General features: G+C 71.0%; 15 protein-coding genes. 2 read left to right on the forward strand and 13 right to left on the reverse strand.

What is annotated here, in order from left to right; genetic code table 11:
* Positions 1–30 precede the first annotated feature (30 nt).
* The 3 genes from G545_RS13855 to G545_RS0106265 are packed head-to-tail and all read right to left on the reverse strand — an operon-like array spanning position 31 to position 5589.
* Positions 31–3501, reverse strand: a complete 3471-nt coding sequence (locus G545_RS13855) for an SbcC/MukB-like Walker B domain-containing protein (protein WP_052347273.1) — start codon at positions 3499–3501, stop codon at positions 31–33.
* Positions 3488–4135, reverse strand: coding sequence for a DUF4194 domain-containing protein (locus G545_RS0106260; RefSeq protein ID WP_027069630.1), 648 nt, complete (start codon positions 4133–4135; stop codon positions 3488–3490). Before G545_RS0106260 ends, G545_RS13855 begins: the two co-directional genes overlap by 14 nt.
* Complete coding sequence (locus G545_RS0106265) at positions 4132–5589, reverse strand: Wadjet anti-phage system protein JetA family protein (protein WP_244874616.1); 1458 nt, start codon at positions 5587–5589, stop codon at positions 4132–4134. Before G545_RS0106265 ends, G545_RS0106260 begins: the two co-directional genes overlap by 4 nt.
* A 145-nt stretch (positions 5590–5734) precedes the next feature.
* Here G545_RS0106265 and G545_RS0106270 point away from each other — a divergent pair, with 145 nt between their 5' ends.
* Together G545_RS0106270 and G545_RS0106275 are read left to right on the forward strand one after the other, a co-directional pair.
* A complete protein-coding gene (locus G545_RS0106270; RefSeq protein WP_027069632.1) occupies positions 5735–6895 on the forward strand; it encodes a zinc-dependent alcohol dehydrogenase in 1161 nt (386 codons plus the stop codon).
* Between the two features lie 26 nt (positions 6896–6921).
* Positions 6922–7332: a hypothetical protein gene (locus G545_RS0106275; protein WP_036137824.1), complete on the forward strand. Its 411-nt coding sequence runs from the start codon at positions 6922–6924 to the stop codon at positions 7330–7332.
* A 16-nt stretch (positions 7333–7348) separates the two neighbouring features.
* Here the strand turns inward: G545_RS0106275 and G545_RS0106280 are convergent, their stop codons facing one another.
* The 10 genes from G545_RS0106280 to G545_RS0106325 all read right to left on the reverse strand — a co-directional run bounded on the left by G545_RS0106280 (position 7349) and on the right by G545_RS0106325 (position 15334).
* Positions 7349–8044 (reverse strand): RES family NAD+ phosphorylase, encoded by a 696-nt coding sequence (locus G545_RS0106280; RefSeq protein WP_027069634.1) that lies wholly within the window; start codon positions 8042–8044, stop codon positions 7349–7351.
* Entirely contained in the window at positions 8041–8442 is a 402-nt protein-coding gene (locus G545_RS0106285; RefSeq protein ID WP_027069635.1) for an MbcA/ParS/Xre antitoxin family protein, read from the reverse strand. Before G545_RS0106285 ends, G545_RS0106280 begins: the two co-directional genes overlap by 4 nt.
* A gap of 94 nt (positions 8443–8536) precedes the next feature.
* Positions 8537–9487: an aldo/keto reductase gene (locus G545_RS0106290; RefSeq protein ID WP_027069636.1), complete on the reverse strand. Its 951-nt coding sequence runs from the start codon at positions 9485–9487 to the stop codon at positions 8537–8539.
* Positions 9488–9551: 64 nt separating this feature from the next.
* Positions 9552–10325, reverse strand: a complete 774-nt coding sequence (pcaD, locus tag G545_RS0106295; protein ID WP_027069637.1) for a 3-oxoadipate enol-lactonase — start codon at positions 10323–10325, stop codon at positions 9552–9554.
* Positions 10326–10338: 13 nt separating this feature from the next.
* Positions 10339–11544: a 3-oxoadipyl-CoA thiolase gene (gene pcaF / locus G545_RS0106300; protein WP_027069638.1), complete on the reverse strand. Its 1206-nt coding sequence runs from the start codon at positions 11542–11544 to the stop codon at positions 10339–10341.
* A 34-nt stretch (positions 11545–11578) separates the two neighbouring features.
* Positions 11579–12220 carry a 3-oxoacid CoA-transferase subunit B gene (locus G545_RS0106305; RefSeq protein WP_027069639.1) on the reverse strand — a complete coding sequence of 214 codons (642 nt, stop codon included), beginning with the start codon at positions 12218–12220 and terminating at the stop codon, positions 11579–11581.
* A complete protein-coding gene (locus G545_RS0106310) occupies positions 12217–12888 on the reverse strand; it encodes a 3-oxoacid CoA-transferase subunit A (RefSeq protein ID WP_027069640.1) in 672 nt (223 codons plus the stop codon). The genes G545_RS0106305 and G545_RS0106310 overlap by 4 nt, the downstream gene beginning before the upstream one ends.
* Before the next feature lie 9 nt (positions 12889–12897).
* Positions 12898–13836, reverse strand: a complete 939-nt coding sequence (gene catA / locus G545_RS0106315; protein WP_027069641.1) for a catechol 1,2-dioxygenase — start codon at positions 13834–13836, stop codon at positions 12898–12900.
* Between the two features lie 22 nt (positions 13837–13858).
* Positions 13859–14149 carry a muconolactone Delta-isomerase gene (gene catC / locus G545_RS0106320; RefSeq protein ID WP_027069642.1) on the reverse strand — a complete coding sequence of 97 codons (291 nt, stop codon included), beginning with the start codon at positions 14147–14149 and terminating at the stop codon, positions 13859–13861.
* A 3-nt stretch (positions 14150–14152) separates the two neighbouring features.
* A complete protein-coding gene (locus G545_RS0106325; protein ID WP_027069643.1) occupies positions 14153–15334 on the reverse strand; it encodes a muconate/chloromuconate family cycloisomerase in 1182 nt (393 codons plus the stop codon).
* Positions 15335–15401 lie beyond the last annotated feature (67 nt).

The following is a 15401-nucleotide window of genomic DNA, read 5'->3' on the forward strand; positions in this document are numbered from 1 at the left end:
AGGAGGATGACAGTCGTGCGCCTGGGAGCCTCAAGCTGAAATGCGTGGGCCGGGTTCTCCTTTGATCGTTTCCTCCGCAGTACGTTGCGCCTTGATCCGCTCGATCTCGCGCTCGAGCAGCTCCGGATGCAGCTCGAACTGATCGCTGGCCAGCAACTCGCGCCCGTCGGCGGTCACCACGTGCCGCTCCATCTGCAGCAGTGGCCCGTCGCGGAAGAGCTCGACGTAGCTGTCGAGCACGCCCGTCAGGGTGCCCTGGGCGGTGTCGGGGGCGGCCAGCACCAGCTGCAGGCCGAGCGAGCGCAGGTAGTCGGTGGTGGCGCGGGCGTTCTGGGAATCGATCTTGTCGCCGAACTCGTCGAGCATGATCACCCCCAGTCCGCCCTGCAGGCCCTCGCCCTTGCCGTAAGCCGCGGCGAGCGCGGCACCCGCGATCACGTACAGCGGGGCGCGGTGCTCGCCGCCGGAGCCGGAGCGCATGCGCTCGCTCAGGGTGCCGATGACCTTCTCTTCTTGGCGGATCACCACCTCGAAGTTGAAGAAGCGGCGGTAGTCATCGAGCGGGGAGGGCTGGCCGGACTTGCCGGTCGCGCGGTCCTCGATGATGTCGCGGAAGGCGGCGGGTAGCTCGCCGGCGGTGCCGAAGAGGGTGTCGCTCTCGCCCACGTCGGCGGCGCGCTTGATGAAGTCGTGCAGGGACTTCAGCTCGGGCGCAACCTCGTACCGGAACTGGTAGCGCTCGTTGTTGGAGAACGCGGGGCTCCGCTGCAGGGTCCGGTTGAGCGTGTTGATCTGGTGCTTCAGGCGGGTGAAGTTGTCGTACAGCGCCGAGGCGACATTGGCGCGGAAGGTTTCCACTGCCGTGGTGTAGGCCTCCTCGGCGGCCGCCTGGTGCTGCACCAGCTCGGTGCCCTTGAGCTGGGCGATCTCCTTCTCCAGCAGCGCGTGCGCGGGGCGCCACTGGTCCGGCTCCAACTCGAGCGACAGCGCGTGGTCACGGGCGTACTGGGCCAGGCCCGACCAGGCCTCCGGCAGCTGGGTGGCGAGCGTGCGCTCGGCGGCGGTGGCGCGTTCGTCGCAGTGGTCCAGGCGCGGGCCGGGTTCGGGGAAGCGCTCGTCCAGTTCATCGCGGTACCGCTCGACCAGGTTGGGGTCGACGTCTTCGTGGCCGAAGGCGTCCACCGCGGCGCGGGCGATCGCCTCGCTCTGCGCCTGCAGTCCGGTGAGGAGTCCCTCGATCGATTCGGCCTGGGACTGCGCCTTGGTCTCGTCGCGGATCAGTCTTTCCACGGAAGCCTGCAAGACGGCCACGCGCTCCCTCAGCGCAGCATGCTCCTCGCTCAGCCGCAGCAGGTCCGGGTCGGACTGCTCGGCCTGCAGGCGCAACTGGGCGCGGTAACGACCGGAGACCTCGCGGTGCCGAAGTAGGGTGGCGTGGGCCGCGCCGGCGACCGCGTCGGGATCGTCGATGCGCGCCAATCCGGCGGCGCAGGCAGCCAGTGCCTTGCCTTCGGCCTCCAGCCGGCGCACCTCCGCCTCGGCCTGCTCGCGCTGGTCGTGTAGCAGGCGGGCGCGCTCGCGGTTGCCGCTGGCCCCGATGCGCAGCTCGGCCGCGGCTGGCAGGCGCAGGCGCTCGATGCCGCCGCCCTTGACCACCAGGCCATCGCGACTCAGGGCGCGGTCGCCGCGCACCAGCTGCGACTCGGTCTCAACCTGGCGCAGGTCGCCGAGCTGGCGGCGCAGGTAGGCGACGGCGTCGGCGTTGTCCCCGTCCAGCAGTGCGGCGACCTGATCGGCGGCCGGTGCCTTGCCGCGTTCGCGGCGGGCCTGGCTCGCCAGTGCCAGCTTCACCCCGTACACCGCGCGTCCGCCCTTGAGCGAGCGGTACAGGCGGACGGCGCGCTCCTCGTCCTCGGCCGGCACCAGCAGCGCCTCGACATGGCTGCGCAGGTAGGCCTCGATGGCCGGCTGCCACTGCGTGTCGGTGACCCGCACCAGGTCGCAGACCGGCCGTACGTCGATGCCTTCCTCGCGCAGGTAGGCCATCAGGCGGAGGACGTCGGCACGCAGCTCGGACTGGCCGGCGGACAGCCGCGCCAGGTTCTGGCGCGCGGCCTCGGCGCGCTGACGGGCGGCGTCGAGTGCGTTCTGCGCCTCGCGGGCGTGGCGGGTGACCGCCTCGATGAGCGGCCTGGCGCGGGCAAGGGCCTCGCGGAGTCTGGCATGCAGCTCCTGCGGGTCGATTTCGATCTCGCCGTCCGCGGGCAACGCGTCCAGCTCATCGCACAGCGCCTGCCAGGGCAGGGCGAGCTCGCGCACTGCCGCCGGATCGATGCGAGGCAGGCCAAGCGCGCCGGCGGAGGCCAGCCGCTCGCGCACGGAGCCGGCCTCGCGCAGCAGGTCCTGCTTGAGTCCGCCGAGCTGGTCCCGCCAGTTGGCGGCCAGCTGGTCCAGGCTGGCCTGCTCGCCGTAGCCACGCATGCCCTGCAGTCGTTGCTGCAGCTGGGCAGACTCCTCGGTCGCGGCCTGGAGGTCGCTGCGGGCCTGGGCGAGCGAGCGCTGGGCGTGGGCGGCGGCATCGCGGGCATCGGCGAGCGACTGCTCGACGGTCTCGAGCTGTTCCTCGTGGGCATCGCGCCGGTACTCGGCAGCAAGCGCCCGATAGCTGGCCGCGCGCGTGGCTTGGCCGGCCAGCTTGCGGTAACGGGCCTCGACCAGCTCCGCCTCCTCGATTCGCCGGGCGACCTGCTCGATGCGCGCCTTGATCTGCCGGAAGCCTTCCAGCAGGGCGCGGAAGCGGGCGATCTCGGTGGGGCGCTCCTCGGCGACGAGGGTGCGCACGAAGAGGTCGACGTCGGTGACGCGCTGCAGGTTGAGTGCGTTCTGGAACGCCTTGCGGTAGGCCACCGGGTCCAGGTACGCGGTCGGGCCGGGCCGCAGGCGCACCAGCAGGTCGCGCACGAAGCGGTCGCTCGTGGTGTGTTGCTCGAAGCGGGTGCCCGCCTGCTTGCAGCGGCGGACCGCCTGCTCGCGGAAGGTGGTCCATTCCAGCGGCAGCTCGCGGCCATCGAGCTGCTCCAGGTGTTCCTCCAGCTCCAGGGCGACGCCCGGCAGCAGGTAGAGACCGTGCACGCGGTGGTCGGGCTCGTCGGCGGAGGCACCCAGGGCGATCCCGGCGGTCAGCACCTCGTCGGTGTCCGTCTCGCGGAACACCAGGCTGAGATAGGTGGTTGCGGTGTCGCGCACCCGGCCGTCCTCGCCACCGCGGTACACGCCCAGGCAGTAGTCGCGGATGGTGCGGGCGCGATGGCTGCCGCCGGCCTGGGCGTTGAAGCGGATCTGGTTGCGGTCGCCGCCCAGCATCACGATCTGCAGCGCGTCCAGCAGCGCGCTCTTGCCGGCACCGTTGGGGGCGATGATCGCGGTGGTGCGGTCGAGCTCCAGGGTCTGGGCCTGGAACAGGAAGAACTGCACCAGGTGGGCGCGCTCAAGCAGGAACATCGTCTTCGTCCTCGATGGCGCGCGGGGTGCTGGTTTCGGCTTCCCCGTCCTCGTCCATGTTGTGCTGGTCCAGCCGCTGCAGCCACTGCGGGCCGGCGATCTCCACGATCGCGGGGCGCACCAGGATGCGGAAGGGTTGCGGGTCGTCGGGCTCGCTGTCGACTTCGCGGCACAGTGACCAGCGCCTCAGGGTCCGCAGCAGGGTGCGCAGGCTGCCGGTGTCCGGCATCGGCCGGCCGGTCATGTGCTGCCAGGCCTCCTGCAGCTCGGGCAGCTCGACCAGGACCTCGCCGTGCTCCTCCACCTGGCCCTCGCGCATGGCGTGGTCGTAGCGCTGGCGCAGGACCAGCACCAGCAGGGTCTCCTCCAGCGTCACCGGCAGGCCTTCGCCGTGGGAGGGCAGGGCGACCACGTAGCGGTAGTGCGCGTTGCGCTCCAGGCGGATGCCGAGCGGCTCCAGCGCAGCGGTGAAATCGGCCAGGTACGTCTCCACCAGGTGGTAGGCGTTGCGCGAGCGCCGGTCGGCGGCATAGAGCACCTGCTCGGTGACCAGCCGGTAGGCGGTGCGCTCGAAATCCTGCGGGACGTACATCCCGCCGGAGAGCTGGCTGAGCGTGGCCCAGGAGCGTTTCATGCGGTCTTCCTCGTGCGGCGCAGGGTGAAGCGCGGCGAGTGCAGGTGGGGGTGTTCGCTGCGGGTGCCGGGCAGCAGCTCCACGCTGAAGCCGCGCAGCATCCGGCGGATCGGGTCGTCCCGGCGCAGGCCGCCGGGGCGGTGGCTGCGCAGCGCCAGCGTCGCCAGGGTCTGGTAGGCGCGCAGATCCTGGATGCTGCCGGTGGACAGGGCGTCCGAGGGCACCGCTTCGCGCCCGTCCAGGTGCCGGTCCACGTAGCGGGCGAGGTCGTCGGGCAGCACCAGGCGCGCGCGCTGGATTGCGCGGCGCAGGTTGAGCCGGGCCATCTGTTCCGGCGTGGGTGCCTGCTGCGCATTGGCCGTGCGCGGGATCGGGCGAGGGCGGCTGCGCGGCGGGCGCAGGCGGGTCTCGTCCATCAGGCCGCCGGGGGCGGCCGGCAGGCGCAGCTCGCCCGGCGGCGCCGCCAGTGCCCCGCGGCAGGCGCGCCGGAGCAGGGCGTCGAGCCGGTCGGGCGCGCGCAGGCGGTAGTCCAGGTAGGCCAGCGCACGCCGGTTCGCCTGGCGGATGTCGTCGTCCAGCCGGGCCAGGAACTCGTCGATGCGGTCGATCTCCCGGAGCCGGCGCAGGCTGCGCTCCAGGCGCTGGGCGGCGCGGTCGGGATCGCCGTGGGTGGCCCGGTCGCGGTACCACTCCAGCAGCCGTTCGCGCAGCGGGGATTCGGCGAGCTGGCGGGCCATCGCCAGGATCGCGGTGCGGCGCGCCAGCGGGTGGTCGGCCCGGTGCAGCTCGGCGTAGTCGCCCACGAACAGCTCGCCGACGTAGCGCTCGAACAACTGCCGGGCGAACTGCGCCGTCGATTCGGCGCGGCTGAGCTCGGGCATCAGGTCGCGCACCTGCACGCCGATGGCCGATACATGCGAGAGCAACTGGCGCGCCTGGTCGGCGGCCTCGTCCAGCGTGTCGCCGCCGGCCTGGCCGTCCACGACCTGCTGCAGCTGCAGTTCGATCGAGCGCACCTTGGCGCCCAGGAAGGCCGGGCCGCGCTCGCTGAACTCCAGCAGCGTCGCCAGCAACCGGGCGACCACCGGCGTCATCGAGACCATCTCGCGGGCGCCGATCCGCTCCTGGCGCAGCCAGCCGGCGGCCCGCAGGCGCTCGTAGATGCCGGCCGCGCGGACCGGAAGCGGAGTGTCCGGGGACTCGCCCTCGGCGTCCTCCCAGGGATCGTCGGTCAGCAGGTAGCGCTCGAGCGCCGCGGTGATCTCGCGCCGCGGCAGGCCGGTGCTGGGCGGCAGCGGCGCGTCGGGCCCGAAGAACTCCCCGAACAGGCGGCACAGCAGGCGCCAGTAGTGGCGGCGGTTGGGCGAGGCGAGGGGGCCGAACACGCCGTCGGGCACGACCGAGAGCAGGTCCGGCGGAGCGGTGGAGTCCATTCGGGCGCGGGAGGCGGTCAAGCGGCCGATTCTACCGCCTGGGGCCGCCCGGCCGGGGGCCTGCACGCCGCCACGACGCGGCCCACGCGTCCCTTTAACGGCCCAGGCGCCAAGGTCGGGGTCCTGCGCCCACGCGGCGCCTTCCGCCCCCCACCGGAGTCCCCCCATGCTGGCCACGACCTACCGTCGCCCGCGCAGGATGCGCATCGAGAACGTCGCCGAACCGGAAATCGAGCATCCCAACGACGCGATTATCCGCGTCACCCGGACCTGCATCTGCGGCTCGGACATCCACATCTACAACGGCCTGGTGCCGGACACCCGCGTCGGCCAGATCATCGGCCACGAGTTCGTCGGGGTCGTGGAGGAGGTCGGGCCCTCGGTGCAGAACCTCAAGGTCGGCGACCGGGTGCTGGTGCCGTTCAACATCTTCTGCGGCAGCTGCTTCTACTGCCAGAAGGAGCTGTACGGCAACTGCCAGAACGCCAATTCGCAATCCAGCGCCGTTGGGGGCTTTTACGGCTACACCCACACCGCGGGCGGCTACGACGGCGGCCAGGCCGAGTACGTGCGCGTGCCGTATGCCGACGTGGGTCCCACGGTGATCCCGGACGACATCCACATCGAGGACGCGGTGATGCTCACCGACGCGTTCCCGACCGGCTACCAGGCCGCGGAGATGGGCGACATCGAGGAAGGGGACACCGTGGTCGTGTTCGGTGCCGGCCCGGTCGGCCTGTTCGCGGCCAAGAGTGCCTGGTTCTTCGGCGCGGGCCGGGTGATCGTGGTCGACTGCGAGGACTACCGGCTGGAGTTCGCCCGCAGGTTCGCGCACTGCGAGACGGTCAACTTCAGGGAAGTCGACGACATGGCGGTGCACCTGAAGAAGATGACTGACTGGCTGGGCGCCGACGTGTGCATCGATGCGGTGGGCTGCGATGCGACCGGCAGCCTGCTGCACAGCGTGACCGGCAAGCTGATGATGCTGCAGGGTGGTTCGGCCATCGCCCTGCACTGGGCGATCAACAGCGCGCGCAAGGGCGGGCGGGTCTCGATCGTCGGCGTGTACGGCCCGACCTTCAACGCGATCCCGATCGGCAACGCGATGAACAAGGGACTGACGCTGCGGATGAACCAGGCCAGCGTGAAGCGCCACCTGCCGCGATTGATCGAGCACATCCGCGCCGGGCACATCTCCCCGCGCGAGATCATCACCCACCGGATCCCGCTGGAAGAGGTCGCGGACGCCTACGACATCTTCGTCAACAAGCGCGACAACTGCATCAAGCCGGTCCTCATCCCGCCGTCGGCGATGGGGGCTGCGTGATGGCCGGCAACGAACAGGGAACCACCATGGACACCCAGAATCCGCACCCGAACATCCCCGGCTGGGGTTCCGACATCCCGAAGGAGAACCGCCCGGCCGTCCCCATGGAGCGCACCCCGCCGCGCCTGGACGTGCCCTGGGAGGATCCGCCGCCGCGGCAGCCGATGCGGGTGGAGGTGCTGCGCTCGATCGAGCGCCCGGACCACTCGCGCACCTTCGGCACCCGGCTGCCGCCCAAGGGCATGAGCGGGATGATCCGGCGCGCCGCCTTCCGCTACAGCGAGAACGACCTGCGCCACTGGCTGATGCTGATGCGCGCGGACCGGGTCAACGTCGTCGAGGGGATGGCCGGCGACGTTCGCCGCTCGCCCGCGAAGACGGCCCTGGTGGTCGGCGGCATCGGCCTGGCCGCCTGGTGGCTGCTGCGGCGCGACTGAAGCGGGGCGCGGGGGGTCAGCCCTGCAGCGAGTCCACCGTGCCGGTCTCCTCCACCACCGTGAAGTGCGAGATCCGCTCGCCGTCCCAGTGGTAGAGCAGGTGCGGGCCCTGGACGACCGGCGCCACCAGGTCCGGGTAGAACGCCGCGACGCACTGGCCGCCCCGCCGGCGGACGCTGTCGTAGACCACGCCGTCGCTTCCGGCGCGGCGCAGCTCGCGCGCGGCCGCCTGGCTGGCCGCGTAGCTGTCGGGATCGTGCAGCTCGGGCCAGCCACCACGGATGTCGTGCAGCCTGCCGGTGAGGTCGGCCAGGTAGCAGCGCATCTGCAACACGGTGGCCGGTTCGTCGGTGGCGCGCAGGAACCGCTGGCGGTGGTGGATGGTCTCGGCGATCGCCGTGTCACGCTCTCGGGCCGCGTAGTAGACGCCGTAGGTCCCGTCGGAGAAGCGCGAGCCTTCCGGATTGGCATGGGTGAAGGCGGCCATGATCGGCGTGGTGCCTGGCCCCGAGATCCGGCGTGACGACGGTACCAGCGACAGCTCGCCCCATTCCTGTCGCAGCCGGGGGTTGGTCAGCGACTCGATCTCGAAGACCGCGTCCAGGTCCTCCGCCGAGGCGATGCGGTCGAACAGGCCCACCGGCGGGAAGCGGCTGGAGACGATCCGGTACGAGGGCCGCCACGAAACCTTGCGGCGGGGGATCGCGCTCACGCCCACCCGCGCTGCGCGTCCAGGTACTGGCGCACCACGTACAGGTCCGCCACCTGGCCGCCGAGCATCCGCTCCAGCGCGCTGCGGCCGCCGAACAGCGGAGCCTGGTTGGGCTTTTTCACCCAGGCATCGGCCTGCGCCGGCTCGGGGAACAGCATCTGCAGCGTCTTGTAGATGCCCAGCAAATAGCTGATGCGCTCGAGCGCGTCCCGCGGCAGCGCGCCGTCGAGGTCGCGCTTCCAGCGGAAGAAGGTCGAGCGTCCGGGGCTGCCCAGCAGCACGCGCTCCTGCTCGGCGCTGAGGTCCCACAGGCCGGTGATGTTGAAGAAGGCACGCAGCGCCGGTCCGGCAAGTTCCCGGCGCGAGGCGGAGGGCAGGGCATGGACGGCGGCGCTCATCTCGTGGCTCCATTGGGCACGAAGCCATGATAGTCCCGATCGGGACTCGTTGCAAGCGCCTGGTGCCGATTGGGTCAGCGCGCCGCGACCGTCCTCAGGCGAACATCCGCACCAGCTCGTCGCGCTGGGCCTGGTCCAGCAGCGGCCCGGTCCCGGCCTTGAGGTTGTCCGCCTGCCGGTGCGGCTTGCCGGTGGCCGGGATCACCGCGGTCACCGCGGGGTGGCTGATGGCGAACTTCAGGAACATCTGCGCCCAGGAGTCCACGCCCACCTCGGGTGCCCAGCCGGGCAGGGGCTGGTCGGCCACGCGCGCGAACAGCTTGCCGTCGTTGAAGGCGCGGTTGATGAGCACCGCGACGCCCTGGTCCCGTGCTGCCGGCAACAGCGAGCGCGCGGCGTCGGGTGCCATCACCGAGTAGTTGACCTGGATGAAGTCCGGCTTCTGCTCGCGCATCAGCTGCTCCATCCGCGCATGCTCGGCGTTGCTGGCGTGGGTGAAGCCGATGTACTTCACCAGCCCCTGCTCCTTGAGCTCGCGCGCGAACGGCAGGCCCACCTCCCAGGCGCGCATGTTGTGGACCTGCAGCAACTCGACGCGGTCGGTGCGCAGGTTGCGCAGCGAGGCCTTCCACTGCGCTTCCATCGTCGCGCGGTCCCCGGCGGCGAGTTTCGTCGCCAGGAAGCACCGGTCGCGCCAGCCGCCTTCCTCCAGCAGCGCGCCCAGGACCTGCTCGGCGTTGGAGTAGTTGGGAGCGGTGTCGATCACCCGTCCGCCGCCCTCGAAGAAGATCCGGATGGTCTCCTTGAGTGCTTCGAACTCGGCCGAGCCCGGCGCGACCTCGTAGCTGCCCGAAGTACCGGCGCCGATCACCGGCAGCCGCTCTCCCGAGGAGGGAATCGCCCGAGTCATCAGCGAGCCCGGACCGGGCGAGGGGACGTGGCCGAGCACACCGAGCGGATCGGCAGCGGCCCGGGCCAGTGGCGCGAGCGCAAGACCGGCGGCGGCCACGGAAGCGGACAGCAGGAACTCACGGCGGGTGCTCATCGGGATCTCCACGCGGGACGCGGTAGCTGGACTCTAATCCAGCGCGGCGGCGTGGGGGAGCACGTCAGCCGAGGAACTCGACCAGCGCCGCGTTGAAACCGCCGGGCGACTCGACGTTGACGATGTGGCGCCCGGGCAGCGAAACGTGCCGCCCGTCGGGAACGGCATCGGCGATGCCCTGCAGGTCGTCCGGGGTGCACACCGGGTCGTCGTCGCCCGATATCGCCAGGACCGGCACGGTGATGCGGCCCAGTTCCGCGCGCAGGTCGGCGCCTGCCAACGCGTCGCAGCAGCCGCAATAGCCCTCGACCGAGGTGGCGGTGAAACCGTCGAGGACCCGCTTCACGACCCCGGGGTGGTTCGCATTGAATTCCGGGGTGAACCAGCGCTCGATGGTGGCCTCCACCAGGGGCGACAGGCCGTCCGCGCGCACCTGGTCGCGGCGTGCCGCCCAGCTTTCGGCGGTGCCGATCTTCGGCGCGGTGGCGCACACCACCAGGCGCTCGAGCCGGTCACCGGCGTGGACGCCCAGCCACTGGCCGACCAGCCCGCCGATGGACAGGCCGCAGAAGTGGGCGCGCTCGATCTCCAACGCATCGAGCAGCCGGAGCACGTCGCTGCCGAGGTCCGCCAGCGCGTAGGGGGCGGGCGGGGCGGTCGACTGTCCGTGGCCACGCCGGTCGTAGCGCAGCACGCGGATGGAGTCCGACAGCGCGCCGGCCTGGGCGTCCCACATGTGCAGGTCGGTGCCCAGCGAATTGGAGAACACCAGCCAGGGGCCGCGATCGCCGTCGACGCGGTAGTGCAGGCGGTGGGTCGGGAGCTCCAGGAATGCCATGCGCGCGCTCTCCTCAGACCCGCTCGACCGCGAGCGCCACGCCGATGCCTACGCCGACGCACAGCGTGGCCAGGCCAAGGCGGCCGCCGGTCTTCTCCAGCTGGTGGACCAGGGTCAGCGCTAGGCGGGCGCCGCTCATGCCCAGCGGATGGCCGAGCGCGATCGCGCCGCCGTGTGCGTTGACGTGGGGCGAGTCCTCCGGGATGCCCAGTCCGCGCAGCACCGCAAGCGACTGGCTGGCGAAGGCCTCGTTGAGCTCGATCGCATCGAAGTCCCCGACTTCCAGTCCCAGCCGCGCCAACAGCTTGCGGGTGGCCGGCACCGGGCCGATGCCCATGACCCGCGGGTCCACCCCCGCTGCGGCCATGCCCAGGATGCGGGCGCGCGGCTTCAGGTCGAAGCGCGTTGCCGCTTCCTCGCTGGCCACGATCAGCGCCGCCGCGCCGTCGTTTATGCCCGACGCGTTGCCGGCGGTGATGCTGCCTTCGGGGAACAGCGGCTTGAGCTTCGCCAGGGCCTCCATGGTGGTGGAAGGGCGGGGGTGCTCGTCGGTGTCGACCTGCACGGTCTCGCCGCGCTTCGTGCCCGGCACCGTCACCGGGATGATCTCCTCGGCGAAGTAGCCGGACTGCTGCGCGGCGGCCGCGCGCTGCTGGCTGCGCAGGGCGAACGCGTCCTGGTCCTCGCGGCTGACGCCATGGTCCCGGGCCACGTTCTCGCCGGTCTGCGGCATGGATTCGACGCCATAGCGCTCGTCGAGCACCGGGTTGACGAAGCGCCAGCCCATGGTGGTGTCCTCGAGCTTCTGGTTGCGGCCGAAGGCCGAGTCGGCCTTGCCGATCACGAAGGGCGAGCGGGTCATCGACTCCACGCCGCCGGCGACCGCCAGGCCGATATCACCCGTCGCTATGGCGCGCCCGGCCTGCCCGACCGCCTCCAGCCCGGAGGCGCACAACCGGTTGATGGTGACGCCCGGGACCGAGGTCGGCAGCCCGGCCAGCAACGCGCTCATGCGGGCGACGTTGCGGTTGTCCTCGCCGGCCTGGTTGGCGCAGCCGTAGAACACGTCGTCGATCGCCGCCGGGTCCAGGCCCGGATTGCGCTCCAGCAGCGCCTTCATGGGCAGCGCGCCCAGGTCGTCGGCCCGCACGCGGGCGAGGATGCCGCCATAGCGGCCGATCGGCGTGCGCACCGCGTCGCAGATGAAAGCGGCATTCATGATGTCTGCACTCCCTTTGTTCGTGTGCCGTGGCTCAACCGGCCATCTCCAGCGGCAGGCGCGTGAGGTCCCGCAGTTCGTCCAGGGTCACGCCTTCGACCAGCTCCAGCACCCGCGCGCCCTCGCTGCCGACGGTGAACACGCCCATGTCGGTGTACACGCGGGAGACGCAGCGCAGCCCGGTCAGTGGATAGGTGCACTCGGCGACCAGCTTGCTCTCGCCCTTGCGGGTCAGCAGCTGCATCAGCACGAACACCTGCTTGGCGCCGATCGCCAGGTCCATCGCACCACCGACGGCGGGGATCGCGTCGGGCGCGCCGGTGCTCCAGTTGGCCAGGTCGCCGTGCTGGGATACCTGGAAGGCGCCGAGTACGCAGATGTCCAGGTGCCCGCCGCGCATCATCGCGAAGGAATCGGCGTGGTGGAAATACGCGCCTCCGGTCAGCAGCGTCACCGGCTCCTTGCCGGCATTGATCAGGTCCGGGTCCTCCTGCCCGGGCTCGGGCGCGGGGCCCATGCCGAGCAGGCCGTTCTCGCTCTGGAGGAACACTTCCTTGTCGGCCGGCAGGTAGTTGGCGACGCTGGTCGGCAGGCCGATGCCGAGGTTCACGTAGGCGCCCTCGGGGATGTCCCGGGCGACCCGTTCGGCCATCTGTTCGCGGCTCAGTCGGCTCATGCGGCACCTCCGGTGTCGACCACGCGTTGCACGAAGATCCCGGGCGTGACCACCGCCTCCGGGTCCAGTTCGCCCAGCGGGACGACTTCGTTGACCTGGGCAATGGTGCACTTGGCCGCCATCGCCATAAGCGGACCGAAGTTGCGGGCGGTCTTGCGGTACACCAGGTTGCCCCAGCGGTCGCCGCGGTGCGCCTTGATCAGCGCGAAGTCCGCGTGCAGCGGGTACTCGAGAACGTAGTGCCGGCCGTCGATCTCGCGGGTCTCCTTGCCCTCGGCCAGCTCGGTGCCGTAGCCGGTGGGGGTGAAGATCGCCCCCAGCCCGCTGCCGGCGGCGTGGATCCGGGCGGCCAGGTTGCCCTGCGGCACCAGCTCCAGCTCGATCTCGCCGGCCTTGTACGCCGCGTCGAAGTGCCAGGAGTCGGTCTGCCGCGGGAACGAGCAGACCACTTTCCTGACCCGCTTGTTGGCGATCAACGCCGCCAGCCCGGTGTCGCCGTTGCCGGCGTTGTTGTTGATGATGGTGAGCCCGCCGGCGCCGTGCTCGATCAGCGCGTCGATCAGCTCATCGGGCATCCCCGCGGTGCCGAAGCCCCCGATCATCACCGTGGCGCCGTCGGGGATGTCGGCCACCGCCGAGGCGCAGGTCCATTGCGACTTGTCGATCATTCCGGGGCCTCAGGCCGCCGCGCGGACGCGGCGCTCGTTGATCTGGTTGTCCACGCCGTCGACCAGCGCGGTCAGGTGGAAGTCGAAGTTGATCTCGCCGAACGGGCCGTCCATGCCGTGGGCCTTGATGCTGGCCTCGTCGGTGCGCTCGACCACCTCGCAGACCAGCCCGTCGCGGGTGGCGTGGGCGAAGTCATCGTTGACCAGCGGGTCGTGCGCCAGGTTGATCTGCGTGGTCAGCTTGCGGTGGCCGTCGGCGCTGATGAAGAAGTGGATGTGCGCCGGGCGCTGCCCGTGGCGGCCAAGGGCGGTCAGCAGCTTCTCCGTCGGGCTGCCCGGGGGCACGCCGTAACCGCTGGGGACGATGCTGCGGAAGCGGTAACGGCCCTGCTCGTCGGCGATGATCGTGCGGCGCATGTTGAACGGCGCCTGCTTGCCGGTGGGGTCGAAGTGCGAATAGAAGCCGCGGGTGTCGCAGTGCCACACCTCCACCTGCGCGCCCGGGGCCGGCTTGCCTTCGGCGTCGTACACGGTGCCCTGCATGACCAGCGGGTGGCCGCTCTCGTCGCTGCCGTCGTCCAGCCGGGCGAAGCCGTGCTCGACCGGCGCCCCGGCGACGTAGAGCGGGCCCTCGATGGTGCGTGGGGTCCTGTTCTCCACGCCCAGTTGCTCGTCCACCGCGTCCAGGCGCAGGTCGATGAAGTGGTCCACGCCCAAGCCCGGCGAGATCAGGCCGGCCTGGCCGGCGGTGCCCAGCTCATTGAGCCAGGCGATCCCCGTCCAGTACTCGTCCGGGGTGATGTCCAGGTCGTCGATCGCCTTGAACAGGTCCGACATCAGCCGGTGGACGATCTGCTTGGTGCGCGGGTCGCCGCCCTGGCCGTCCAGGTTGGCAACGGCCCGCAGGAACTGCTGCACTTCGGGTGTATCGAAAATCTTCACGCTCATCGGTTCTTTCTCCCTCGCGGTCTCAGCGGTCGTCGTCGCGGATGGACGACGGGTGGCGGCACAGCGGCGTCACCGCGATGCGCATGTAGGGGAACAGCGGCAGGCCGGTCAGGAGCCCGTGGAGCTCCTCGTTGCTGTCCACGTCGAAAATGCTGTAGTTGGCGTACTCGCCGGCCACGCGCCAGATGTGGCGCCACTTGCCACTGCGCTGCAGCTCCTGCGAGTACGCCTTCTCGCGCGCCTTGATGTCGGCGGCGACGTCTTCGGGCAGGTCGGTCGGGATCTCGACGTCCATCCGGACTTGGAAAAGCATGGTTCAGGCCTCCTGGTTGGCAACGCTGACGGTGCGGGTGGCGCGGTCGCGGCGGAAGAACTGCACGCGGTCCTCGTCCAGGTCGATGCCCAGCCCGGGGCGGTCCGGCACGGTCAGGTGGAAGTCGCTGTAGTCCAGCGGCTCGGTGAGGATTTCCTCGGTCAGCAGCAGCGGCCCGAACAGCTCGGTGCCCCACTGCAGGCGGGGGAAGGTGGCGAAGGCGTGGGCCGAGGCGATCGTGCCGACGGCGGCCTCCAGCATCGTGCCGCCGTAGAGTTCGATGCCTGCGGCCCCGGCGATGGCGGCGACCTGCAGCGCGGCGTAGGGGCCGCCGGACTGCTCGATCTTGACCGCGAACACGTCGGCGCCGGCGACCCGCGCGAGCTCGAACGCCGACTTCGGGCCGTGCAGGGATTCGTCGGCCATCAGCGCGACCGGGAAGCGCCGGACCAGCCGTGCCAGCGCCGCGGCCGAGGCCACCGGTTGCTCGACCAGCTCGCAACCGGCGTCGGCCAGCGCGGCCATGCCGCGGGCCGCCTCCAGCTCGCTCCAGGCCATGTTGACGTCGACCCGCACCGCGCCGCGGTCGCCCAGCGCACGCTTGATCGCGGCCACGTGGGCGATGTCCTCGGACAACGGCCGGGCGCCGATCTTCAGCTTGAAGATCCGGTGCCGGCGCAGGTCGAGCATCTGCTCGGCCTCGTCGATGTCCCGGGCGGTATCGCCGGAGGCCAGCGTCCAGGCGACCGGCAGCCGGTCGCGCAGGCGGCCGCCCAGCAGCTCCGACACCGGCAGCCCGGTGCGCTTGCCCTGGGCGTCCAGCAGGGCCGTCTCGACCGCGCTGCGGGCGAAGCGGTTCTCCCTGATCATGCTGTCGAGCTGCGCCATCAGCGCCGGCACGCGGGTGGCGTCTGCGCCCAGCAGTCGCGGCGCGAAGTAGGTGTCGACCGCCAGCTTCATGCCCTCGGGGCTCTCGCCGCCATAGGCCAGGCCGCCGATGGTGGTGCCCTCGCCGATGCCGACAACGCCGTCGGAGCAGTGGATCCGCACCAGCATCACCGTCTGCCCGTCCATGGTCGTGACCGACAGGTGGTGCGGGCGGATGGTGGGCAGGTCGAGCAGCAGGGTCTCGACGCGCTCGATGGTCGCGGAAGGCGGGGACTTGGGGGCGGGGGAGGTCTTCATGGCCCCCTGTTATCGGCCCGGGGAGCCCGTTTCGTCCAACACCGAATTGCTCTTTAGCGATACCGGA

The organism is Lysobacter defluvii IMMIB APB-9 = DSM 18482 (genome assembly GCF_000423325.1).
In the GTDB taxonomy this organism is placed as follows: Bacteria; Pseudomonadota; Gammaproteobacteria; order Xanthomonadales; family Xanthomonadaceae; genus Novilysobacter; species Novilysobacter defluvii.